General features: G+C 71.6%; 27 protein-coding genes. 12 read left to right on the top strand and 15 right to left on the bottom strand.

Annotated elements, in window-relative coordinates; all coding sequences use genetic code 11:
* Window positions 1-16: 16 nt before the first annotated feature.
* The 4 genes from ABZ312_RS32865 to ABZ312_RS32850 form a co-directional block, all read right to left on the bottom strand.
* A complete protein-coding gene (locus ABZ312_RS32865; RefSeq protein ID WP_500329175.1) occupies window positions 17-505 on the bottom strand; it encodes a DUF6286 domain-containing protein in 489 nt (162 codons plus the stop codon).
* A gap of 254 nt (window positions 506-759) precedes the next feature.
* Window positions 760-1,173 (bottom strand): Asp23/Gls24 family envelope stress response protein, encoded by a 414-nt coding sequence (locus ABZ312_RS32860; protein ID WP_500329176.1) that lies wholly within the window; start codon window positions 1,171-1,173, stop codon window positions 760-762.
* Window positions 1,170-1,361, bottom strand: coding sequence for a hypothetical protein (locus ABZ312_RS32855; RefSeq protein WP_500329177.1), 192 nt, complete (start codon window positions 1,359-1,361; stop codon window positions 1,170-1,172). Before ABZ312_RS32855 ends, ABZ312_RS32860 begins: the two co-directional genes overlap by 4 nt.
* A 92-nt stretch (window positions 1,362-1,453) precedes the next feature.
* On the bottom strand, window positions 1,454-1,948 hold the full coding sequence (locus ABZ312_RS32850; protein ID WP_500329178.1) for an Asp23/Gls24 family envelope stress response protein: 495 nt from the start codon (window positions 1,946-1,948) through the stop codon (window positions 1,454-1,456).
* A gap of 152 nt (window positions 1,949-2,100) precedes the next feature.
* Between ABZ312_RS32850 and ABZ312_RS32845 the strand changes: the two genes are divergently transcribed.
* The 3 genes from ABZ312_RS32845 to ABZ312_RS32835 all read left to right on the top strand — a co-directional run bounded on the left by ABZ312_RS32845 (window position 2,101) and on the right by ABZ312_RS32835 (window position 3,754).
* On the top strand, window positions 2,101-2,733 hold the full coding sequence (locus ABZ312_RS32845; protein WP_500439342.1) for an RNA polymerase sigma factor: 633 nt from the start codon (window positions 2,101-2,103) through the stop codon (window positions 2,731-2,733).
* Window positions 2,724-3,383 carry an Asp23/Gls24 family envelope stress response protein gene (locus ABZ312_RS32840; RefSeq protein ID WP_500439341.1) on the top strand — a complete coding sequence of 220 codons (660 nt, stop codon included), beginning with the start codon at window positions 2,724-2,726 and terminating at the stop codon, window positions 3,381-3,383. Before ABZ312_RS32845 ends, ABZ312_RS32840 begins: the two co-directional genes overlap by 10 nt.
* A 170-nt stretch (window positions 3,384-3,553) precedes the next feature.
* Window positions 3,554-3,754, top strand: a complete 201-nt coding sequence (locus tag ABZ312_RS32835; protein WP_500329181.1) for a hypothetical protein — start codon at window positions 3,554-3,556, stop codon at window positions 3,752-3,754.
* A 56-nt stretch (window positions 3,755-3,810) separates the two neighbouring features.
* On the opposite strand, the gene ABZ312_RS32830 is transcribed toward ABZ312_RS32835, so the two are convergent.
* Both ABZ312_RS32830 and ABZ312_RS32825 read right to left on the bottom strand, forming a co-directional pair.
* Complete coding sequence (locus ABZ312_RS32830; protein WP_500329182.1) at window positions 3,811-4,212, bottom strand: hypothetical protein; 402 nt, start codon at window positions 4,210-4,212, stop codon at window positions 3,811-3,813.
* Window positions 4,213-4,427: 215 nt separating this feature from the next.
* On the bottom strand, window positions 4,428-4,634 hold the full coding sequence (locus ABZ312_RS32825) for a cold-shock protein (protein WP_499509778.1): 207 nt from the start codon (window positions 4,632-4,634) through the stop codon (window positions 4,428-4,430).
* A gap of 286 nt (window positions 4,635-4,920) precedes the next feature.
* Here ABZ312_RS32825 and ABZ312_RS32820 point away from each other — a divergent pair, with 286 nt between their 5' ends.
* Window positions 4,921-5,172 carry an SCO5918 family protein gene (locus ABZ312_RS32820; protein WP_500329183.1) on the top strand — a complete coding sequence of 84 codons (252 nt, stop codon included), beginning with the start codon at window positions 4,921-4,923 and terminating at the stop codon, window positions 5,170-5,172.
* Window positions 5,173-5,185: 13 nt separating this feature from the next.
* On the opposite strand, the gene ABZ312_RS32815 is transcribed toward ABZ312_RS32820, so the two are convergent.
* Together ABZ312_RS32815 and ABZ312_RS32810 are read right to left on the bottom strand one after the other, a co-directional pair.
* On the bottom strand, window positions 5,186-5,617 hold the full coding sequence (locus ABZ312_RS32815; RefSeq protein ID WP_500329184.1) for a DUF5994 family protein: 432 nt from the start codon (window positions 5,615-5,617) through the stop codon (window positions 5,186-5,188).
* Window positions 5,618-5,916: 299 nt separating this feature from the next.
* Window positions 5,917-6,483, bottom strand: a complete 567-nt coding sequence (locus ABZ312_RS32810; protein WP_500329185.1) for a hypothetical protein — start codon at window positions 6,481-6,483, stop codon at window positions 5,917-5,919.
* 296 nt (window positions 6,484-6,779) lie between these two features.
* On the opposite strand from ABZ312_RS32810, the gene ABZ312_RS32805 reads away from it, so the two are divergent.
* Both ABZ312_RS32805 and ABZ312_RS32800 read left to right on the top strand, forming a co-directional pair.
* Entirely contained in the window at window positions 6,780-8,069 is a 1,290-nt protein-coding gene (locus ABZ312_RS32805) for a tachylectin-related carbohydrate-binding protein (protein WP_500329186.1), read from the top strand.
* 122 nt (window positions 8,070-8,191) lie between these two features.
* On the top strand, window positions 8,192-8,545 hold the full coding sequence (locus ABZ312_RS32800; protein WP_500329187.1) for a VOC family protein: 354 nt from the start codon (window positions 8,192-8,194) through the stop codon (window positions 8,543-8,545).
* 178 nt (window positions 8,546-8,723) lie between these two features.
* Here ABZ312_RS32800 and ABZ312_RS32795 read toward each other — a convergent pair whose 3' ends face one another.
* Window positions 8,724-8,897, bottom strand: a complete 174-nt coding sequence (locus tag ABZ312_RS32795; RefSeq protein WP_500329188.1) for a hypothetical protein — start codon at window positions 8,895-8,897, stop codon at window positions 8,724-8,726.
* 171 nt (window positions 8,898-9,068) lie between these two features.
* Window positions 9,069-9,377, bottom strand: a complete 309-nt coding sequence (locus tag ABZ312_RS32790; protein ID WP_500329189.1) for a hypothetical protein — start codon at window positions 9,375-9,377, stop codon at window positions 9,069-9,071.
* 162 nt (window positions 9,378-9,539) lie between these two features.
* Between ABZ312_RS32790 and ABZ312_RS32785 the strand changes: the two genes are divergently transcribed.
* The 6 genes from ABZ312_RS32785 (at window position 9,540) to ABZ312_RS32760 (ending at window position 16,147) form a co-directional block, all read left to right on the top strand.
* A complete protein-coding gene (locus ABZ312_RS32785; protein WP_500356301.1) occupies window positions 9,540-10,535 on the top strand; it encodes a helix-turn-helix domain-containing protein in 996 nt (331 codons plus the stop codon).
* 1,293 nt (window positions 10,536-11,828) lie between these two features.
* Window positions 11,829-13,010 (top strand): alanine racemase, encoded by a 1,182-nt coding sequence (gene alr / locus ABZ312_RS32780; RefSeq protein ID WP_500329191.1) that lies wholly within the window; start codon window positions 11,829-11,831, stop codon window positions 13,008-13,010.
* Window positions 13,007-14,026: a D-alanine--D-alanine ligase family protein gene (locus ABZ312_RS32775; RefSeq protein WP_500329192.1), complete on the top strand. Its 1,020-nt coding sequence runs from the start codon at window positions 13,007-13,009 to the stop codon at window positions 14,024-14,026. The genes alr and ABZ312_RS32775 overlap by 4 nt, the downstream gene beginning before the upstream one ends.
* The gene (locus ABZ312_RS32770) at window positions 14,023-14,292 is read left to right on the top strand and encodes a hypothetical protein (RefSeq protein WP_500329193.1); all 270 of its coding nucleotides are present in this window, start codon (window positions 14,023-14,025) and stop codon (window positions 14,290-14,292) included. The genes ABZ312_RS32775 and ABZ312_RS32770 overlap by 4 nt, the downstream gene beginning before the upstream one ends.
* Window positions 14,293-14,357: 65 nt before the next feature.
* Window positions 14,358-15,503 carry a sensor histidine kinase gene (locus tag ABZ312_RS32765; RefSeq protein WP_500329194.1) on the top strand — a complete coding sequence of 382 codons (1,146 nt, stop codon included), beginning with the start codon at window positions 14,358-14,360 and terminating at the stop codon, window positions 15,501-15,503.
* Window positions 15,500-16,147, top strand: a complete 648-nt coding sequence (locus ABZ312_RS32760) for a response regulator (RefSeq protein WP_500329195.1) — start codon at window positions 15,500-15,502, stop codon at window positions 16,145-16,147. Before ABZ312_RS32765 ends, ABZ312_RS32760 begins: the two co-directional genes overlap by 4 nt.
* Window positions 16,148-16,165: 18 nt before the next feature.
* On the opposite strand, the gene ABZ312_RS32755 is transcribed toward ABZ312_RS32760, so the two are convergent.
* The 5 genes from ABZ312_RS32755 to ABZ312_RS32735 all read right to left on the bottom strand — a co-directional run bounded on the left by ABZ312_RS32755 (window position 16,166) and on the right by ABZ312_RS32735 (window position 20,292).
* Window positions 16,166-16,300 (bottom strand): hypothetical protein, encoded by a 135-nt coding sequence (locus tag ABZ312_RS32755; protein WP_500439340.1) that lies wholly within the window; start codon window positions 16,298-16,300, stop codon window positions 16,166-16,168.
* A gap of 387 nt (window positions 16,301-16,687) precedes the next feature.
* Window positions 16,688-17,881, bottom strand: a complete 1,194-nt coding sequence (locus ABZ312_RS32750; protein ID WP_500329197.1) for an ABC transporter permease — start codon at window positions 17,879-17,881, stop codon at window positions 16,688-16,690.
* On the bottom strand, window positions 17,878-18,591 hold the full coding sequence (locus ABZ312_RS32745) for an ABC transporter ATP-binding protein (RefSeq protein WP_500329198.1): 714 nt from the start codon (window positions 18,589-18,591) through the stop codon (window positions 17,878-17,880). Before ABZ312_RS32745 ends, ABZ312_RS32750 begins: the two co-directional genes overlap by 4 nt.
* Complete coding sequence (locus tag ABZ312_RS32740) at window positions 18,588-19,712, bottom strand: efflux RND transporter periplasmic adaptor subunit (protein ID WP_500329199.1); 1,125 nt, start codon at window positions 19,710-19,712, stop codon at window positions 18,588-18,590. The genes ABZ312_RS32745 and ABZ312_RS32740 overlap by 4 nt, the downstream gene beginning before the upstream one ends.
* Window positions 19,696-20,292, bottom strand: coding sequence for a hypothetical protein (locus tag ABZ312_RS32735; protein WP_500439338.1), 597 nt, complete (start codon window positions 20,290-20,292; stop codon window positions 19,696-19,698). Before ABZ312_RS32735 ends, ABZ312_RS32740 begins: the two co-directional genes overlap by 17 nt.
* Window positions 20,293-20,387 lie beyond the last annotated feature (95 nt).

Raw genomic sequence — 20,387 nt, 5'->3', positions numbered from 1 at the left:
GCGCTCCCGGGCGGGGTCAACGGGTGTGGTGTCGTAGGCGGACCGCCAGCCGTGGGGCATGTGCCAGAGCGAGCTGGCGGCACTGGTCCTGCAAGGCCTGGGTGAGGTCGTCGCGGACGGTCGCCGGGTCGCGGAAGCGAACGTCCGCTCGGGCGATGACGCGGCGGCGTCCGACCCGGACCCGGGCTCGGGCTATGCCCGGGACCCGCATCGCGGCGTCGCGCAGCACCAGTTCGGCTCCCCGACGGTCCAGCCAGGCCCGCAGTCCGGTACAGCCCTCGGGGGCCCGCAGCGGCAACTGCCGGCGCAGGCCTGGGGTGAGCGCGAGGACGAGCAGCCACAGGCCGAGGAGGACGGCGACGCAGGCGCCGACCAGCAACCACAGGTCGTCGACCGGGCGGCTGGCCAACTCGTCGGCGAGACCGCTGCGCCACGCCCCGGCGCGCTGCCCGGCACGCACGGCGATCACGTCGTACAGCACCACCCCGAAGGCGCAGACTGCCACCAGAGCCACCACGGTGGCCGGGATGCGGCGTGCCGACCACAGGCGAGGTGACCTCGCCCCACGGCCGTCGCGCGCCGGCGACCTCGCTGCGGGAGCACGGATGCCGGGCCGGCCCGGGTCTGCGGCTCTTTCGGTCTTGGGCCGCGACGCATGGCGACCGGGAGGTGCGATACCGGAGGGGAGAGTCATGGGGGGGTTCCTTGGTCTGTGCGTGACGATGGCCGGTTCCGTCCGGCGCCGCCGAGGCGGCGGGGTCACTGAACACGGTCGGGTCCGCCGACGGTGGCCAGGCGCCGGATCGTCAGCGTGACGTCACGGACGTCCAGCCCGGTCAGTTGGGCCACCCGTTCGGCGACCTCGCGCTGCAGTTGCCGGCAGGTGACGGCGATGTCAGCGGGGTAGGGAAGGTCCACCGACAACGCCAGTTGTGCCGTCCCGCCGTACGTGGTCGCACGAGCCCCCGGTGCGGCCAGCTCCGTGCGCGGCTGCCTCGGGCCGACGAGTCGGCGCAGCGCCGTGCCGGCGACCCGGACGGCGATGCGGGCCACGACCCGGTCGGGTATCACCGTCGCGCCACGCGCGGCAGGCGGCACGCGGCCGTGGACGTCGTCCGCAGGCTCGCCGGGGGGACGGCCGGACGAACCGGCGGCACGGGTGGTGGTGTTCACCGTGGCCGCCTGCCGGACACGTCCCGCTGCCGCCGGGTGAACACGTCGGCGTCACCCTGCAGGACGAGACCGACGCCCAACCCCACGGCGCCCAGGACCGCTACCAGGAGGAAGGCCCAGAACCCGCCGAAGAAGCCGGCGAATCCCAGTGCCATTCCGGCTGCCAGACCCACTGTCGCTGTATTCATGATTCACTCACCTGTCCCGCGCCGGCGTGTGCCGCCGCCTCGGGCGCGCTTCGTGCCGCGTGGGTGGACCCACCGACGGCCCACTGACGGGGTCATCGGACGCGGCCCTCGCCCGGCTCGGTTTCGTCTTCCTCTTCGTCGTCGGGCAGCTTCACGTCGTCGACGACGAGGTTCACCTCGACGACCTCGAGGCCGGTCATGCGTTCCACGGCGGAGATGACGCTGACGCGGACCTCTGCTGCCACATCGGGGATGGCGTAGCCGTACTCGACGACGACGTCGAGGTCCAGCGCGGCCTGGCTCTCGCCCACCTCGACCTTCACCCCGCGGCTCACGCTTCCGGTCCCGCCGCCGGGGACGCGTTCGCGCATGGCGCCCATGGCCCGGGCCATGCCCGCGCCGAGGTTGTGGATCCCGGGGACCTCGCGAGCGGCGGTTCCCGCGATCTTGGCCACGACGCCGTCGGCGATGGTGGTCTGGCCCCGCGTTTCGGGGGAGGTGTTCGCGCCGGTCGGCCCCTTGAGCATCGTCCCGGTCCCGGCGGAGCCGTCCTGTCCGGTGAAGGGACGGTCGGTGGTGTCCGTCATGGCAGTCGCCTCGATCAGTTGCTGCGGGCACCGGTACGGCGCCCGTCACAGGTTTGGACACATCCGGGAGGCAATTCGTCATGCATATGCGCGAACCGGCATCACATGCCTGAAGGCGGGCACGCGTAACAGCGCAGGGAGGAGGTGCGGTCATGACGCACAGCGCCGGCACTTCCCCGCGCCGATCGGCCGCACTCGGCACGTCCCCGGGCCCCGTTCCCCCAGGCCTGGCCGACGGCCTGCCGTCCGCGCCGGACGACCTGCTGGCGACCCGGGCCGGCGAAGGCGACGAGGAGGCATTCGCGATCCTGGTGCGGCGTCACAGCCGCCCGCTGCTCGCCCTGGCCTTCCACACGCTGGGCAACCTGCAGGACGCCGAGGACGCCGTCCAGGACGCTTTCATCAGCGCCTGGCGGCGCCTGCCCGATTTCCGTCACGGCGCGGCGTTCAGGACCTGGATGTACCGCATCACCGTCAACCGCTGCCTGAACTCGCTGCGCCACCGGCCGGCCCCGGTACCGTTGAACTCGGTGGCCGAACCCGCCGCCCCCGGAATGCGGAGCTCGCCGGCGCGGGCAGCCGAACAGGACGCCCTCACCGACGCCCTGGCCGGTGCGCTCAGCGCGCTGGAACCGCAGCAGCGCATCTGCTGGATCCTGCGGGAACTGCACGGACTCCCCTACTCCCAGATCGCCCACGTCACGGGCACCACCGAGCAGACGGTCCGCGGGCGACTGTACCGGGCACGACGAACCCTGAAGGAGGCACTGGGCCCATGGCGCTAGACGACCATCCCCCACGGCCTCCGGCGGACGGCTGCCCTCTCGACGAGGTCCGCCGTCACACCGGCGACGAAGTGCTCACCTGCGGGCGCACTCTCAGTCACGCCTGGGAGCAGGCCAGGGACACCGGTCCGCCCGTGGACCCCCACCTCGCCGAGTGCCCTTACTGCCGCGATGCCGTCGACGGCCTGGCCGCACTGGACATGGCGACGCAGGCGCTGCGGGAGCAGGAACCACCCAGCACACAGAGCTTCGTCTCCCGCGTCATGGACATCGTCCGCAGCGAGGTACTGCTGGGGCCGATGCTGCCGCTGGGCGACCCCACGCGCACTCTGCGGATCGCCGAACACACCGCGGCCGGCGTGCTGCGGAGCGCCGCGGACTCGGTACTCGGCGTCACGACCGCCAGTTGTCGCCTCACCCGAGCCGACGAGCCGACGGGCATACGCGTGAGCATCGCCCTGGCCGCCGCTCTGAACCGCCCTCTGCCCGAGACCGCGGCACTGGTGCGACACGCGGTACGGGACGCCGCGCACAACGCGCTGGGCCTGTTGGCGGCCGCGATAGACGTCACGGTGATCGACGTACGCTACGCCGGATGGTCGCCGAGCATCTCGGAGCCCGCGCACGGCGGGCCGGAAACCGGCCCATGACGGGTTGCGACCCTGCCGACATCCGCCGGAGCGCCGCTGAGGCCGCCCTCGGAGTCGACGGGGTGCTCGGCTTGCAGCCCACTCTCGCCAGCCGTCTCGCCCGAGCCGCTTCACGCCCGGTTCCGGGATCAGCACACGACAGGTTCGCCTCGCCGCTGTCAGGCATCCGCGTGGCGCGCGACCCGGACGGCTCGGGCTGGCAGGTGGAGATACGCTGCGTCCTCGCCGAGGGTCACCGGGCCGTGGACGTCGCCCGCACGGTCCACGACCGGACCCGGGCGTCACTCATGCCGCTCGTCACGGCCCACGGGAGCGGGGAGGCCCTCACCGTGACCGTCACCATCACCCGGATCGCACGGAGACGTGCGTGATCCGGCCCCGAATGGGCCCGCGTCCACCGTCGTTGCTGCGAAACGGCGTCGAGAGACTAGGGATTCGTCTCCCGCTTCCCGCGCGGAGGCCCGCCAGACGGCTCCTGCGGGTCCACCCCGGTGGTTTCCGAGGCGTCCTCCGTCCCGCCGGGACGGCCCGAGGGGCCCCGTCGCCCCGTGTCCTGGATGCCCCTCTTGCCGGACTTCCCTGACCGCTCCTCGCCGCTGCGGGAGATGCCTTCCACGGGCGTACCTTCCAGCGAGTCCTCAATGTCCTGCCGGCTCGGCTCGCGGTTCTTCCCGCCCGGCGCATAGGTGTCCGGGTGGAAGGAGCGATGCGCGCTCGGGTTCTCCTCCTGACGGGTCGCGTCCACATCCTGCGACCATCCGTGCTGGTCATCGCCCTTGAACCGGCTCGGACCCTCGCCCTGCCGGCCCTTACTGTGCTTCTTCACCATGACAGCCTTCCTTCATCAACCCCCAGAGGAATGATTTGCCCTATCTGCAACCATGCCCAATATTCGACACTCAAACGGGCATGCGCGGGGCCACAGGGCGACGTCGCCGTAGCGACCGGCGAAACCTGAGAGCCACCGCCAGTGGGACTGCCGGGGAATACGGAAGGGGCCGGCCCCCCGAAGAGTGCCGGCCCCGACCCTGATGCTTTCCGACGTCAGCCGATCGGAACGATGTTCTCGGCCTGCGGGCCCTTCTGGCCCTGCGTGACGTCGAAGCTCACCTTCTGGCCCTCCTGGAGCTCGCGGAAGCCCTGGGTGGCGATGTTCGAGTAGTGGGCGAAGACGTCAGCGCCGCCGCCGTCCTGCTCGATGAAGCCGAAGCCCTTTTCCGCGTTGAACCACTTAACGGTGCCAGTTGCCATGATGAAGCATCTCCTTCTGGAGCAGTTGCCTGAAGTCCACACTGCGCGGACTCCTGTCGCCGCAATGACCCTCCGGAAGGACCGGAAAAACAAAAATGCACCTGTGGGTCAGGTGCACATAACGTTCATGGGTACCAAAACTGCAACACATCAAAGCTAACACACATGCTCCGCCGGCGGTGGATCACGCAGACCGAATTATTCGTGTCCTTCTCCTGTCGCTCCGGCAGCCTTACTGTGCGACGCTGACCCCCCGAGGCACATCCGACCATCGTGTGGAGACCCAGTGCGCTGCATCATCGCCGGTTACCCCTTCGACCTCACCCCCAGCGAGGTGCAGCAGGCCATGAGCGGCGTCTCCCCCGAACCCCTGGCCGGCGAGTCCGTACGTATCGGGCAGCAGTACTACCCGGTCAAGCAGGTGGGCGCCGTAATCACCCGCCAGGACCGACGCGACTTCACCGCGGCGGAGGTCACACGTGCCATGACGCGCCTCGGATTCACCTGCCACACCGTCACCGCCGCCACCGACGTCTGATCGTCGGCGGCCCTCACCTCGGCGGGCACCCGGCGCGGGGGCCGTCGGAAGCGACGACGGAGTCCATGAGACGGCGCGCCTCATCAGGCGTCGCGCCCGGAGGCACGACCAGGAGGTCGCAGCGGCCGACCCCGTAGGACACCAGACAGATGGTGTTCGGCCGCGGGGTCGCGGCGACCCGGTTGATGTGCATGCTCCGGCCGCCGAACCGCAACTCCTGCGGCCCCATGCGCCACATCGGACCGCTCACCGTGATGCGGCTGATGCCCGGCCAGCGTTCGTCCAGGGCCGCCAGCAGACCGGGCAGGCCCTTGCCGAGATCGTGGGTCCGCGGCCACCACACGCCGTCCAGCCAGTGCGGCCCCAGGTCGCGCCGGACCAGCCTGACCCGGACGGGCCCTTCCTCGGCCCCGGGGCGGGCGGCCTGCATGCTGCCGATGGGCATCCCAGCCACCCGTCCGTGAAGCGGCGGCGAGCCGATCGTCGTCGCGGCCATGACGCCGCCTTCCGGCCCGGCTGGCGCGCCGGGCGTCCTGTTCCGACGACGACGCCAACGCTGATGCCAACGCACGAAATGCCTTCGGTGCCCCCACCGTACTCCTGATTACCGACGATCAAGGCCGTTATGGCTCTGACCAGCGAGAACGGAGGCTCCACCTGGCTGGAGGCCGGTGGGCCGCCCCGGCGGCTCCTCAAGCGGCCCGGGGACCGCGGCCCGCACCGCCTTGAGGTGCAGCTGTTCAGCTATTCATTGCCGGCGGCAGGATCCCCGTCACCGAGCCCCACCCACCAGCTTCCGCTGTCCTTCACCAGGAGCAGTTCCTGCCGCTGCCCCGTCTTGTCATAGGTCAGGACGATGTCGTTGAAGTACGGGACCGTTCCTTCGACGACCACGGCCTCGACATGGCCCTCGGCTCCGTCGGAGTACTCACGCACGAACGTCGCGGCGTCCTCCTGGGGGTGCTCGTACGCCGGACCGGACAGCTTCGCCAGCCCCTCGACGTCTCCCGTCTTGAGCCGCTGTACGTACACCTTGATGAGGGTTTCCACCTCGTCGGAAGTCTCCGCCACATCCGGGTAGTCCGATTCCTCGGCCCGGACCGTCACATCGACTCCCGGCGAATCGGCGAGCGCGTAGGGCGTCCGGAAGAACGCCGCCCAGAGACCGAACGCAATGCCGGCGACGGCCACCAGGGACACCGCCCCGGCCACCGGAACGGTGCGGCGCAGTCCGAGCTTGTGTCTGATGCTCAGGTCGGCCGCACCGGCATGCGGAAGTTCCACGCCTCTTGGACGCACGGTTCCCCCCATTGCGATGTTTCTCCGTGTCTTATGGAGACGGTCGTGGTGATCTTCACATGAAATTGGTCTGTCCGCGACAAGAATCGCGCAGTCCACCAGCGCGCCCGGCGCACCGTCAGGACGCAATGGGCCAGGGACGTTTACGTCCATTCATCTTCTCTTCCAAGCCGCGTGACCTGCGGCGAGAGTAGTTCCTGCCACCGGGCGTCGCACCCGAGACATCCTTCACAGCTGCACCTGCAGGGCAGCTGTTTGGGCCGGGGATGTGCCTTCGCCCGCTCGAACTACCCACCGCAGGAGAAATCATGAAGCTGGGCCATGCCGTCCGTCGTACCACCGCCGCCGTGGTCGCCGTCAGCGCGATGTCCCTCGGCTTGGTCGCGACCACCGCCGGAGCCGCGCACGCCGTCGCGTCGTGCACGGGTGACGTGTCGATGTACGGCACGCTGTCCGACGGCCGGCTGACGTACACGCAGATCGAGCCGAACACCGGCGACCGCGTCAAGACGCTCATCGGCCCGAACCTCGGCTTCACCCCCAAGGCGATGGCGTCCCTCAACTTCAACACGGTGCTGGTCACTTCGACCGCCGGCGACCTCTACCGGGTCGACGTGCAGACGAACAACACGTCCCTCACGCTCGCGGGCGTCGTCAAGATCTGGGACGGCGGCTGGACCTTCGACAAGTTGGTCTACGACGGCGCGGGTCACCTCTACGGGACGGTCGACGGCCAGCTCCACCAGTACTTGGTGTCGCAGGCCAAGCCCGCAGGGTCCGCCCACATAGGCCAGCACGTCGTGATCGACACCGGCTTCGTCCTCAAGACGCTCGCCGCCGCGGGCGACGACCGCATCATCGCCTCGACCGCGGACGGCCGACTGCTCAGCTACAAGATCAACGGCGTGAACGACTGGGACAGCTCGGTCCTGAAGCCGAGCGGCTGGTCGGCGGTGGACTCGCTCTCCTCGCCGGGCGGCGGCCTCTACTACGGCCGTACCAACGGCGGCATGTACTGGTACCACGACTCGGACCCGACCGACGGTGACGGCAGCGACATCGCGTACCACTCCGACGACCCGGTGGACGCGTCCGGCTGGACCCAGAGCCTGCTGTCGGCCTACGCGAACAACTGCGCCTACGTGGCGCCGGCCCCGCCCAAGTCCGTGCAGGGCGGCACCATCTACCGCAACGAGGTCATCGCCCGGGCCAAGGACTGGTACAACCGCAACATCCAGTACAGCCAGAGCGCCTACGCCACCGACGTCGACGGCGACCACTCCTACCGCACCGACTGCTCCGGCTTCGTCTCCATGACCTGGCACCTCACCACCTCGCTCACGACCGAGACCCTCCCCAGCGTGAGCACGCAGATCAACAAGGCCGACCTCAGGCCCGGTGACGCGCTGAACGACTACTCCGACCACGCCGTCCTCTTCGCGGGCTGGAAGAACCAGGACGCGGGCACCTTCTACTACTACGCCGAGGGCAGCACGGCCACGGACATGAACTACTCGACCGCGAACGTCTACAGCGGCGACATCGGCGGCCACCCGGCCTCGTCGTACGTCGCCCTGCGCTACAAGAAGATCGCCTGACGCCCCACCCGACGCCTCGAAGGCCCCGCCGGTCCCGCGGGGCCTTCGAGGCGTCCTCGACCCGGAGCTCCGAGCGCTTCAAGCGCCTGCGTGCGAAGGGGCGGCAGGCCTACACTCGGAAGATGACCTTGGAATGGGAACAGGTAATCGTTCACTCGGTGAATCCGGTGGCCTTGGGGCAGTGGTGGGCCGAGGCTCTCGGCTGGGTCGTGGTCCACTCCTCCGACGACGAGTTCGAGATCCGGCCGGAGCCGGATCGCATGCCAGGGTTGGACTTCGTCCGGATCAACGAGCTCAAGCAGGGCAAGAGCCGCCTGCATCTCGACTTCAGGCCCGATGACCAGGACGCCGAGGTGGCCCGTCTCGAGGCCCATGGCGCCAAGCGCGTCGACATCGGCCAGGGTGACCAGTCGTGGGTCGTCATGGCGGACCCAGAAGGCAACGAGTTCTGCATCCTCGGCAACCGACGTCAGTGAGAACCCCCGCGCCTGACACCGATCCACTCGGGCGGACCGCGGCGGCCGACGCCCACCAGCGATAAAGGGCGGCGCCCCTTCGCTTCGAAGGGGCGCCGCCCTTTGCATGTCCGGCGGCGTCAGTACGAGGTGTTCGCCCGCAGGAAGGTCAGGCGGTGTCGGGTGGTCGCGGGGCGGCCTACTGCCAGCCTGCGTCCGCCGGGGTGACCTGCCAGCCGGCGTCGGCGACGAGGACGGAAGAGGACGGAACCGCGTCGGCCGTGGACGGACGCGTGACCACCGGGGCGGCGAGAGCCGCAGCGACGACGAGAGAGCAGACCGCGGCGACCTTGGCGATTCGGTTGCGAAGCATGCCTGTTTCCGTTCCTTCCGGAGGAGAGATGCGATGTCCGGCCCGTCCTCGCGTCCCGCGGTGACGCTCGGCCCGGCCGGTGACCAATAGGTTCGTCGCAGCTCAAGCCTGTGGAAAGGCTTCAGGGATGGACGGAAAGGGCCTTGGACTGATGCGTCCACACGGGCCGGTTCAGTCCACCGTCTCGGGCAGGAAGGCCAGCGGCATCAGCGGCACCCCGGCGCCGGTCAGCAGCGCCGTGGCCAACTGCGGTACGTCGCACAGCAGTCGGCGGCAGACCCGAAGGGCCCGCTCCTCCGCCTCATCGAGCCCGCCGGCCAGCAGATACAAGCCGAGTGTGAGTTCGGAGGGAGAGGTCGGGTGCACGGCGACGTGCTCGACGCGGTCACGGGGGACGATCGCCGATCGCACCAACGCCTTGACGTTCTGCGGCAGCTCCTCGTCGGAGGGGAGTGCCAGATGTGCATGGACCAGGTACATGCGCTCCAGAGTCTCAACCGAAATCGTGGTCAAGTCCGTTTGCACATTGGACCGTTGGGGCCCTGGCCGGTTCCGTCCTGCCTCCGTGACGATCCCCCGCCGCTCTGCGAAGATCGCCGTCGAACAGGGGATGCCGTACGCAGGAAAACCAGGGGGAACCAGATGCTGACCGCTCTCGGACTCGATTCCGTCGCGGAGACGGTGTACCGCGCCATGCTCAGAGACCCGAACGCCGGTGTCGCGGCCCTCGCCCACGCCGTGGGGCTCTCCGCGGAAGAGGTGGGCGAAGCCCTCGACACACTGAGCGAGCTGGCCTTGGTACGCCCGGCCGCCGGGGACGCGGGCCGCCTCCGGGCCGTCTCACCGGACGTCGGCATGGAGGTCCTGATGGGCCGCCAGCAGGCCCAACTGGCCGCCCAGCAGCAGCGCCTCGAAGCCTCGCGGGCCGCCGCGGCCCAGCTCATCTCCGAGTACGCCGAGCTCCGTCCCGCCACCAGCCATCCCGGGGTGGAGCATCTGGTGGGCCTCGACCGGATACGCGACCGGCTGACCGTGCTCACCCGCGAGGTACGCGAGGAATTCCTGACCTTCGCCCCTGGCGGTCCGCAGACCGCGGAGAACATGGCCGCTTCACGGCCGCTCAACGAGGACCTGCTCGACCGCGGGGTGCGCATGCGCACCATCTACCTCGACAGCGTCCGCACCCACCGGCCCACCGTCGAGCACGCCACGTGGCTGGCCGGGCTGGGCGGCCTGATCCGCACGACCCCGTCCCTGCCGACCCGGATGATCATCATGGACCGGCTGACCGCCATGATCCCGGTCAGCAGCGACGACACCGCCGCGGGCGCCGTCCTGCTGACCGGCCAGGGCACGCTCACCGCGCTGTGCGCGCTCTTCGAGACCACCTGGGATGCCGCCCAGCCGCTCGGCGAGATCGTGCCGACCGACCCGCACGGGCTCACCGGCCAGCAGGCGACCACCCTCCGGCTCCTGGCCGAGGGCCACACCGACGAGGCGATCGCCAAGCGGCTCGGGGTGTCGCACCGCACGGCCCGGCGGATCGCCTCCGAGCTGATGGACCGCCTCGACGCACGCAGCCGTTTCGAGGCCGGCGTGCGCGCCGTACAGCGGGGCTGGCTGCCGGCCCGGTTCTGAGGTCCGGGCCGCAGGCACCGGCCTGGTGGGCCTTTGCGGCGCGTCGGCCGCAAGACCACGTCGGACGGCGCGGGGTGTGGCTACGCTTGTCGAGTTGTCCGCGGCCACCACCGCGGGCACGGCCCGAGGGCCCCGATGGCGACACGGGGCCCTTCTCCATGTCCGGGCGGCCCCGGCCAGGGGGCATCGTGAATCACAGGCCGGAGCCGCTGCCGAGGGGGCGATCGCGGCCGGCGGAACCGCGCCGGGAGCCCGCCCGGCCTTGTGCACCATCACCACACGCAACCGGGCGGGCGGCTCCGTAGGGTCGCCTAGCCTCCCACGCGCTACCGAAACCTCGGGAGACGAAGCCCTTACGATGCATCGGCTCGATCAGCGCGGACGACGTCGCTCGCCTCAGGGTGCGCACAAGGCCTGCCCGCTCCGGAGGGATACACGCCAAGCGGTCCGCGGGAATTCCCCGCTGATTAGCGACGCGAAATGCGGAGGTCCTCGTCCGAGGGGGGTACGTTCCACCCCCGGTGGGCCTGACCCCGGGTGGCGCCGACGCCGACGCCAGTGTCGGTTCGGTGTCGGTGTCGGCCAGGACACGGAACAGCCAGGTCTTCAGGCCGCGCCCCGCCGAGGACGACTCGAATGCGCCGAAAGCCCGCACGTACGTCCGCTCGACCAGTCCCTCCGCTGCGGCGCGGTCATCGGTCAGGTGGATCGACGCGGCGTACAGCCGGTCGAGAAACGGCACGGCGTCGCGATCGAACCCGGCGACGACGTCGGACGGGTGCGCCGCGTCGGTGCCGTCAAGGGCGCGGGGACAGCGGGCAGCCGCGGGAGGCCTGGTGCCGGAGGGGACCTGGCGGGGATGTGTCGCACAGCCGCTGATCACCTTTCTGAAGACCCGCCCCGGCTCAGGTGGCCGGGGTCCGGAACATCCAGGGCACCATCCGCGCCGAAGGCCGGGACCCCCCGGACCACACGGGGACGCGCCTCGGCGGCGGGGTGACGGAACGGTCTTCGTTCTCGTCTTTCGGTGGCAGCCGCGTTCAGCCGAAAGTCGTAGCGGCGCCCCAAGGGGTCCGACTTCCGCCCGAAGCGGACGGCCACCGTCGCTTCATAGCCTTCCTGGCATGAGCTCCGGCTCGTGCACCGCATCCGCGGGCGGCCCCGCCCGGGCTGCAGGGCCGGGCCGAGCGCCCGGACCGGCGGGAGCTCACACCTCACCCACCTGCGGTGATGCCCTGAGCCTTCCCGGTCGCAGGGCACCGGCCTGACTGTGACACCTCCGAAGGGCACCCCATGCACCGCGTTCCACCGATCGGTTCCGCCGTCCGTACCGCCGACCCACTCCGTACGCTGCCCGGTCACCGGGCCGGGCCGGAGCTGCGGGTGGACCTGACGGCGGTCGCCGCGAACACCCGGGTCTTCGCGGCGCGCGCCGCCCGCGTGATGGCCGTGGTCAAGGCCGGCGGCTTTGGACACGGCGCGGCGGAGGCCGCTTCCGCCGCCCTGGGCGCGGGGGCGACCTCGCTCGGCGTGACGTCCGTCGAGGAGGCGCTGCACCTCAGGCGCGCGGGATTGCGGGTGCCGATCCTGAGCTGGCTCAATCCGGTCGACGCCGCTTTCGAGGAGGCACTGCGGGCGGGTGTCTCACTGGCCGTTCCCGGGCACGAGCACCTGGCCGCCGTGGCCCGTGCCGCGTCCCGGACGGGCCGGACCGCCGAGGTCCACCTCCAGTTGGACACCGGGATGGCCCGCGAGGGTGCCGACCCCGGGGAATGGGCCGACCTGTGCCGTCGGGCCCGGAACGCGGAGCGTGCGGGCCTGGTCCGGGTGGTCGGCCTCATGAGTCACCTGGGCTGCGCGGACACCCCGGGCGACCCGTGCACCGACCAGGCCCTCGAGCTGTTCCGGGCGGCGACGGTCACCGCGGCCGAGGCCGGCCTGCGGCCGGCCCTCAGGCACGTGGCCGCCACCTCGGCGACCCTCACCGACCCGCGGACCCGGTTCGACCTGAGCCGTGTCGGCGCCGGGCTCTTCGGCATCGATCCGACGCGGACGACCCCGCTGCGGCCCGCGCTCACGCTGACCGCCCCCGTGGTCTCCGTCCGCACGGTCACCGCCGGGACCCGGGCCGGCTACGGGCACACATGGAGCGCCCGCCGCGGCACCCACCTGGCACTGGTGGCCGTCGGATACGCCGACGGGCTTCCCCGCGCCGCGTCCGGCCGGGCCGAAGTGCTCCTCGCCGGGCGCCGCCGCCCCGTCGTGGGCCGGATCTCCATGGACCAGATCATCGTCGACACCGGCGAGCGCCCGGTCGCCCCCGGCGACGTCGCCACCGTCTTCGGCGCCGGTGACCATGGCGAACCCACCCTCCGGGAGTGGGCCCGCTGGTCCGGCACCATCGAGCACGAGATCGTGACCGGCCTGGGCGCGCGACTGCGCCGCACGGTGCAGCAGCCGGCGGTGGCCGCATGATCCCCATGTCCGAGGCCCGGCGCGTCCGGGTCGCCGTGATCGGCGGCGGGCGGAGCGACGAGCACGAGGTGTCCCTGGCCTCCGCCGCATCCGTCGGCGCGGCACTCGATCCCACCGCCTACGACGTGCTGTCGCTCACCATCGGGCGGGACGGGGTGTGGCGGGACGCCGCCGGGCACCCGCTGGCGGGCACGCCCGCGGCGAGCCTGTCCGCGGCCCTGACCCTGCTCGCCGGCTGCGACGTGGTGTTCCCCGCGATGCACGGCCCGCAGGGCGAGGACGGCACGCTCGCCGCCCTGCTCGACCTCGCGGATCTGCCGTACGTCGGCGCCGGTGTGCGCGGCGGCGCCCTGGCCATGGACAAGTGGGCGACCAAGCTGGTGGCCGAAGCCGTCGGCATCGCCGTCGCCCCGGGCTTCCTGGTCACCGCCGCCAACGCCGACCAGGTGCGCTTCCACGGCCCGGTCGTCGTCAAGCCCGTCGCCGCGGGGTCCAGTCACGGAGTGGCCCTCGTCACCGAGGCGGCAGAGCTCGCCCCGGCCGTCGCCGCGGCGCTCCGGATCGACGACCGGGTCCTGGTCGAGGACCTCGTGAGCGGACGCGAGGTCGACCTCGCCGTGCTGCAGCGCGCGGACGGGCGCCTGACGGTCGGGCCGCCGCTGGAGATCCTGCTGGACGACGGCCGCCTCTTCGACACGGAGCAGAAGTACGACGGCGGAGCCCGGTTCCGCATACCCGCCGCCCTGTCCGCTGCCGAGCTGGACCGGCTCACCGAGGCGTCCCTCGACCTGTTCACCGCGCTGGGGTGCCGCGGAGTGGCCCGCTGCGACTTCTTCCTCACCCCCGACGGTCCCGTGCTGAACGAGGTCAACACGATGCCCGGCATGACCGCCCAGTCCCAGGTCCCCAAGATGTTCACGCACCAGGGCCTGGGCTACCCCGCACTCCTCGACGAACTGGTCCGGGGGGCGCTCGCCGCACCGGACCCGTCCTCCCCGGCGCAGGTGCGGCCGTGACCGGGCAGCACCGCCTCACCACCGACCAGGGTCCCGGCGCCGCCGCGATCCACCACGAGAGCAACGGAGGGCACCACCGCATGCACCACCTGCTGCGCACCGCCAGGGTCTACGCCCAGACCGTCTTCGACGTCGTCGTCCTGGGCACGGGAACGGACGACATCCACACGAAGCCGGAGCGCACAGCGCCTCCGCCCCCGGCGCCGGACGCGGCCACACCGATGGTGCGCGCGGATGGATCCGGGGCTTCCGGGGCGTATCGGTGACACTGGAGGCGACACCCGGAGCGGTTTCCGCTCGGCAGGCGAGCGGAAGTGGAGACGACGAGAACGTGGGCACCACAGCGGACGGCGTCTTCGAACGGGCGGTGCGGGGCATCGGGTGGCTGGCGGCCACCGGGGCCCTGCTGGTCCTCGGCATCCTGGACGTGAGCCTGAACCAGGCCCATCCGTTCACCGTCCTCCTGGCGATCGTGGTCGCCCTGGTGACGCCACGGCTGACCGCCGTCCCCCTGGGCAACGGCGCGCTGTGGCTGGGAGCCCTCGTGCTGCTGGCGACGCTCGCCACTCCGCCGGCCGACTACAGCACCGTGCCGTTCGGGTTCACCGCCGCCGCCGTGACCGTCCTGGTCATCGGGGTGACCGCATGGCGGGCCGAGCCCATGCGCGCCTCCTTCGCGGTCATGCTCCTGCTGGCGGGGCTGGTGCTCGAACCCCTGAAGTCCCACCAGCGCATCGCCCTGGCCCTGGCCCTGGCCCTGGCGCTCGGCGGCGTGATCGCCGCCGCCACGGGCCTGTCCGTACGGATGCTCCAGACCAACCGCCAGCGCCAGGTGACCGCCGCCCAGCTGGCCCAGCGGACGGGCATCGCGTCGGACCTCCACGACTACGTCGCCCATCACGTGACCGGCATGGTCGTGCTCGCCCAGGCCGCCCAGACCGTGGCGGCGAGCAAGCCGCAGGCCGTGCTTCCCGCCCTGGAACGCATCGAGGCGGCCGGCGACGAGGCCATGACCGCCATCCGCCGCATGGTCACCCTGCTGCGCGAGCCCGACGCCCAGGCCCGCCTGTCACCACCGGGCACGATCGCCGACATCGCCTCCCTCGCGGGACACTTCACCTCCGAGACCGGTCCTGACGTGAGGCTGCGCATCGAGGGCGACTTCGACGACATCGCCATCGACGTCCAGTCGGCGGTCCACCGGGTGGTCATGGAGGCCCTCACCAACGTGCGCAAGCACGCGGACGCGGTCCGCACCCTCGACATCCACGTGCGCCGCCAGGACCGGCCCGACGCGGTGACCGTCGAGGTCACCAACGACGGCCGCAGCCGTGGCGGCCACCACCCCGACGGCGGCTACGGCCTGGCCGGCCTGCACGAGCGCGCCGCGGCACTCGGCGGTTCCCTGAACGCCGGCCCCCGGCTCCCGGAGGGCTGGAGCGTGCAGGCCCGGATCCCCGCCGGGGGCGCACGATGACCATCCGTGTCCTGCTGGCGGACGACCAGGCCATGGTCCGCACCGGGTTCTCCCTCATCCTCGGCGCGGAGGACGACATCGAGGTCGTGGGAGAGGCGAAGGACGGCGTCCAGGCCCTGGAGATGTCCCGCACGCTCAACCCCGACGTCGTCCTGATGGACATCCGCATGCCGCGCATGGACGGCCTCCAGGCGCTCCGGGAACTCAACCGCCCCGGAGCCGGCGACGCCCCCAGGATCGTGGTCGTCACCACCTTCGACGACGACGAGTACGTCTACCAGGCACTGGACAACGGAGCCTCCGGATTCCTCCTCAAGGACTCCGGCCCGGCGCTCCTGACCGAGGCGGTGCGCGCGGCGTACTCCGGGGAAGCCCTGGTCAGCCCCGCGATCACGATCCGGCTGCTGCGCGGCATCAAGCCACCCCGACCCGCCGCGCCGGAAGCCTCCGACCTGTCCTCCCGCGAGACGGACGTCGTCCGGCTGGTGGCCGAGGGCAAGACCAACGCGGAGATCGCGGCCGAACTCTTCGTGTCGCTGGGAACGGTCAAGACCCACCTGGGCAACGTCCAGACGAAGCTCTCCGCCCGCAACCGCGTCGAGATCGCCCTGTGGGCCTGGCGCACGGGCCTCGCCGGCGGGTAGGGCCGGACCGGCGGCTCGTCACCCGCTGTGCTGCGCCGAGGACGGCCATTCCCCGCCGGCGAATTGCCGCCCCCAGTAGTAGGGGTTGCCCTCCGACAGGGTCCGCGCCTCCCGGGCGGTCGGATCGTCCTCCTTGGGTACCTCAACCTCCACGCCGGTCCCCAGAGGGCGAGTCGCTCCTGGCAGATGCCGCACGGAGGAAGGATCAGGACCCGGTCCTGCTCCGGGTCCCTGCAGACGCAGACGGACGCGACGACCACCCGGTCCTGCGTGAAGGCCTGTAGGAAGGCACCGGTCTCCTGGCAGGAGGGCCACTGAACCGTGCAGGTCGTCCAGTCCGACGCTGGTCAGGATCCCGCCATCGGCCAGCCGCACGGCGGCCGCGCCACCCGGTTCGCCCGGCGGCCAGCGCCGGTTCATGAGGTCGACGGCAGCGTCCACCAGTGCTTGACCGAGGCGCACGGGCCGGAGTCCGGCACATCCGGCAACCGCATCAGCACAACGGTGCCGGCCCGCACCGCACCCCGGCCCACACCGGCGTCAGACCGCCGACAAGGCCTGTGTCGGGGGCAGGCGCGAGGCGCGCAGGGCGGGGTAGACGCCGGCGGCGGCGCCCACGGCGATCGCGCCGGCCATGCCGGTGGCGAGGGCGAGGGGCGGCAGGACGGGCGGCCAGGACTGGGAGATCGCGTATGCGGCCGTGCCGGCCGCTCCGAGCAGGGTGCCGCTGAGCCCGCCGAGCACGGACAGCATGACGGACTCCGTCAGGAACTGCCCCCGGATCTGGCGGCGGTTCGCCCCGAGGGCGCGGCGCAGACCGATCTCGCGGCGTCGTTCCAGGACGGAGACGAACATGGTGTTGGCCACGCCGATGCCGCCGACCAGGAGGGCGACACCCGCGAGACCCAGGAAGAGGGCGGAGAAGGCGTGCTCGGTGGCGCGTTTGGCGGCCAGGGCGTCCGAGGGCCGGCTGACCTGGACCAGTCCGGGCAGCTCGGGGTTGACGGAGTCGGGCAGGACCGCGCGTACCGCCTCGATCCGTGACTCGCGTGCCTTCACGTAGACCACCGTGGGATGCCCGTCGAAGGCCAGGACGTCGCGCGCGGCGTCCCAGCCGACCAGGACGGAACTCTCCAGGTCGGGGGTGAGCGGCATCGGCTCGAGGATGCCGATCACCGTGAACCGGTGCTCGCCGATCGTCACCAGTGGCTCCCGTCCCGGGAGGACCCGGTCGATCCCGAGCCGCGACGCGGCGCGCGTGCCGAGGACGGCTGTCGGGAAGCGCTCGGTGGCCCGGCCGAGGAAGTGGCCCGCGCGTACGGTGCCGCCGACGGTGGACAGCAGGTTGGTCCTGGCGGCGAGAACGGTGATCCCGATGGAGTCGTTGGGGTCGGACAGGTCGGAACGCCGCACGGTCGCGTGGGTGTTGGCGACGGCGGTGGCGCTGGTCACCGGGCCGATACGGGCCGCCATCGCGTCCGCCGCCTCCGGCAGCCGGGCCTTCTGCTCGGCGTCGGGCTGGGGCTGGGCGCGCAGCATGTTGGTGCCGAGCGCGGACAGTTCCTCCATGAGCGCCCGCTGGCTGGACGCGGGGATGCCGGTGACGACGACGAGCGTGGCGATGCCGATCGCGATGCCCAGGGCGGACAGCGCGGCGCGGGTCCTGCGGGTGCGCAGGCCCAGCAGTCCCAGCCGCAGGACGTCGAGGGGGGACAGCCGGATCGGTCGGTTCATGCCGGGCTCCCGGCGGTCGTGCGGGTGGCGGTGTCCGAGGCGACGCGGCCGTCGCGCATCTCGATGCGGCGCGGCATGCGAGCGGCGATGTCCCGGTCGTGGGTGATGACGGCGATGGTGGTGCCTTCCTGGTTCAGTCGCGTGAGCAGGTCGAGGACGGCCTGGCCGTTGGCGCTGTCCAGGGCTCCGGTCGGTTCGTCCGCGAGGACGAGGGCGGGTTCGTTGACCAGTGCGCGGGCGATGGCGACCCGTTGGCGTTCGCCGCCTGACAGTTGCTGGGGCAGGTGGCGGGTGCGGTGCGCCAGGCCGACCCGGGCCAGCGCCTCCTCGGCGCGGGGGCGACGCAGCCGGGACGGCACGCCGGCGTAGAGCAGGCCGGTGGCGACGTTCTCGGTCGCGTCGAGGCCGTCGGTGAGGTGGAAGTGCTGGAAGACGAAGCCCAGCAGCCCTGCGCGCAGCGCGGACAGCCGCCGGTCGGACAGGCCGGCGGCGGCGTGGCCGGCGATCTCGACCGTGCCGCTCGTCGGCTGGTCGAGGGTGCCCATGATGTGCAGCAGCGTGGACTTCCCGGAGCCGGAGGGGCCCACGATGGCCAGGAGTTCCCCCTCCTCGACGGTGAGGGTGACCCCGTCCAGGGCCGTGACGTCGCCCGGGTAGGTCTTGGTCACCTCGCGCACGACGAGGGCGAGGGCGGGTCGCCCGGAGTTCATGAGGAGGTCACCACCGTCATGCCCTCGCCGACCCCCGTGCCGCGCACCTCGACCAGGCCGTCGGCGAACACGCCTGTCTCCACGGCGACCAGGGAGGAGTCGGGCCGCTGCAGGGCGTAGCCGCCTTCGCTGAGCGCGAGGAGCGCGGTGACGGGGACGGCCAGGACGCCCTTGCGGTCGGTCGCGGTGAAGCGGACCTGGACGGAGGCGGAGTCCAGGTCCTTCACGTCCGTTGCCCGCTGTGGCGTGATGGTGACGGCGACCGTGGGCGGGCCGGTCTGGGCCGTCTGCTCCTCGCCGGAGCCGCCCTGGACGGCACGGGCGACGCTGGTGATCCTGCCGGGGACCTCGCGGCTGTCGGGCAGCGTGATCGTCACGCTCTGCCCGGTCCGGAGTGCGCCGACCTCGGTCGCGTCCACGCTGACCGCCACCGACTTCGCGGTGGTGGTGTACGTCAGCAGTTCCCCGGCGACCGGGTCACCGAGGGCGGCGGTGACGGTGTTGACGCGCGCCCTGCCCGGAAGGACCAGCGCTTGGCCGGGCTTCAGGGTGCCGGTAGCCGTCTGCCCGGTGTCGTGCTGCCAGCGTCGGAGGGCGGCGCTGAGCGCGGGGGTGAACTCGGAGCCGCCGGTCGTGAGACGGGAGGGGCGGCGGTCGGCGGTGTACCCGATGTCGTAGCCGAGGGCCCGTAGGTTGTCCGCCAGCACCGTGACGTCATGGCCGCGCAGACCGGGCTCGTCCAGTGCGCGGAAGAACGGGGTGTCGCCGAAGAAGACGGTGACGGGCCGGTCGTCCACCCAGTACAGGGGCTTGCCGCGCGCGGCTGTCGCGCCCGGAGAGGGCAGTTTGGTGATCACTCCGGTGCCGTTGCCCTTGAGCGTCCGGAGCGGGCCGTAGCCGAGGGTGCCGGGCAGGGTCCGGTCGGTGGAGAGGTCGGTCCTGACGACCTTGACGGTGTGGAGCGGGATCGGGTGTTCCGGCGCGGTCTGCGGGCTGCCGTGCCTCGCGCTCCAGGCCGCGGTGGCCCCTCCCGCGCCACCGGCGGTCAGGAGGACGGCCAGGGCCACGGTGAGCCGGCGCCGTCGCCGTCTGGGGAGGCGGTGGTCAGCGGTCCTTGCCACCGAAGGCCTCCATCGTGCAGCTCTTGTCGACCTTGGTCTGCTCGGTGTCGCTCATCGTGGTCTGGCCGTCGTAGGTCCAGCCGGAGTTGTCGGGCAGCGCGACGACCTTGAGTCCGTGGGAGTTCAGGCACGCGACGTAGGCGCGGTAGTCGTCGTCGTAGTGCGGGTTCCTGTCGCGGTCCAGTTCGGGGGGCTGCAGGGGGAGTTTCCCGGCACAGGTCTTCTGCGCGGCCCGGGCGGTAGGGCTGTTGTCGTGCTGGTCGATGGAGTAGGGGCCACGGGACAGGATCATCTTGTGCCCGTGGTCCTTCAGGCAGGTGGCGTACGCGTTCCAGTAGCGGTCGCGTTCGGCGTCGGAGCTGTCCAGGCGCAGTTGCGGACGGCCTTCCTCGGCGCTTCGTGAGGGCGCGGCACCGGACGCCGTGGCGGACGGCGAGCCCGTCGTCAGGGAGGCGACGTCGCGCTTCCCGGACTCGGCGTCGGTGTGCCCGGCGGACCCGCCGCACCCCGCGAGGAGGGTGGCGCACGCGAGCGCGGCGGCCGCGCCGAGGCAGCGGTGAGGGAGACGTGAGTGGGTCATGCCGCCGGATCGTGGCCGACGGATGTCAGCATCCTGTCAGGAAGTGTTCGTAATCCGGTGGCCCCGGTGCGGACGCCGCCCGGGGCGCCCGAATG

The sequence above is a fragment of the Streptomyces sp. NPDC006207 genome, from assembly GCF_040613835.1.
GTDB lineage: Bacteria > Actinomycetota > Actinomycetes > Streptomycetales > Streptomycetaceae > Actinacidiphila.
Note: the sequence above shows the minus strand (reverse complement) of the source record. Positions and strands in the feature narration are given on the sequence as shown.

Bases quoted from the DNA above. Each gene is read 5' to 3' on its own strand.
- ABZ312_RS32855 (WP_500329177.1), bottom strand. From the start codon at position 1,361: ATGAATACAGCGACAGTGGGTCTGGCAGCCGGAATGGCACTGGGATTC.
- ABZ312_RS32850 (WP_500329178.1), bottom strand. From the start codon at position 1,948: ATGACGGACACCACCGACCGTCCCTTCACCGGACAGGACGGCTCCGCC.
- ABZ312_RS32845 (WP_500439342.1), top strand. From the start codon at position 2,101: ATGACGCACAGCGCCGGCACTTCCCCGCGCCGATCGGCCGCACTCGGC.
- ABZ312_RS32840 (WP_500439341.1), top strand. From the start codon at position 2,724: ATGGCGCTAGACGACCATCCCCCACGGCCTCCGGCGGACGGCTGCCCT.
- ABZ312_RS32830 (WP_500329182.1), bottom strand. From the start codon at position 4,212: ATGGTGAAGAAGCACAGTAAGGGCCGGCAGGGCGAGGGTCCGAGCCGG.
- ABZ312_RS32825 (WP_499509778.1), bottom strand. From the start codon at position 4,634: ATGGCAACTGGCACCGTTAAGTGGTTCAACGCGGAAAAGGGCTTCGGC.
- ABZ312_RS32815 (WP_500329184.1), bottom strand. From the start codon at position 5,617: ATGCCCATCGGCAGCATGCAGGCCGCCCGCCCCGGGGCCGAGGAAGGG.
- ABZ312_RS32810 (WP_500329185.1), bottom strand. From the start codon at position 6,483: ATGGGGGGAACCGTGCGTCCAAGAGGCGTGGAACTTCCGCATGCCGGT.
- ABZ312_RS32805 (WP_500329186.1), top strand. From the start codon at position 6,780: ATGAAGCTGGGCCATGCCGTCCGTCGTACCACCGCCGCCGTGGTCGCC.
- ABZ312_RS32800 (WP_500329187.1), top strand. From the start codon at position 8,192: ATGACCTTGGAATGGGAACAGGTAATCGTTCACTCGGTGAATCCGGTG.
- ABZ312_RS32795 (WP_500329188.1), bottom strand. From the start codon at position 8,897: ATGCTTCGCAACCGAATCGCCAAGGTCGCCGCGGTCTGCTCTCTCGTC.
- ABZ312_RS32790 (WP_500329189.1), bottom strand. From the start codon at position 9,377: ATGTACCTGGTCCATGCACATCTGGCACTCCCCTCCGACGAGGAGCTG.
- ABZ312_RS32785 (WP_500356301.1), top strand. From the start codon at position 9,540: ATGCTGACCGCTCTCGGACTCGATTCCGTCGCGGAGACGGTGTACCGC.
- alr (WP_500329191.1), top strand. From the start codon at position 11,829: ATGCACCGCGTTCCACCGATCGGTTCCGCCGTCCGTACCGCCGACCCA.
- ABZ312_RS32775 (WP_500329192.1), top strand. From the start codon at position 13,007: ATGATCCCCATGTCCGAGGCCCGGCGCGTCCGGGTCGCCGTGATCGGC.
- ABZ312_RS32760 (WP_500329195.1), top strand. From the start codon at position 15,500: ATGACCATCCGTGTCCTGCTGGCGGACGACCAGGCCATGGTCCGCACC.
- ABZ312_RS32750 (WP_500329197.1), bottom strand. From the start codon at position 17,881: ATGAACCGACCGATCCGGCTGTCCCCCCTCGACGTCCTGCGGCTGGGA.
- ABZ312_RS32745 (WP_500329198.1), bottom strand. From the start codon at position 18,591: ATGAACTCCGGGCGACCCGCCCTCGCCCTCGTCGTGCGCGAGGTGACC.
- ABZ312_RS32735 (WP_500439338.1), bottom strand. From the start codon at position 20,292: ATGACCCACTCACGTCTCCCTCACCGCTGCCTCGGCGCGGCCGCCGCG.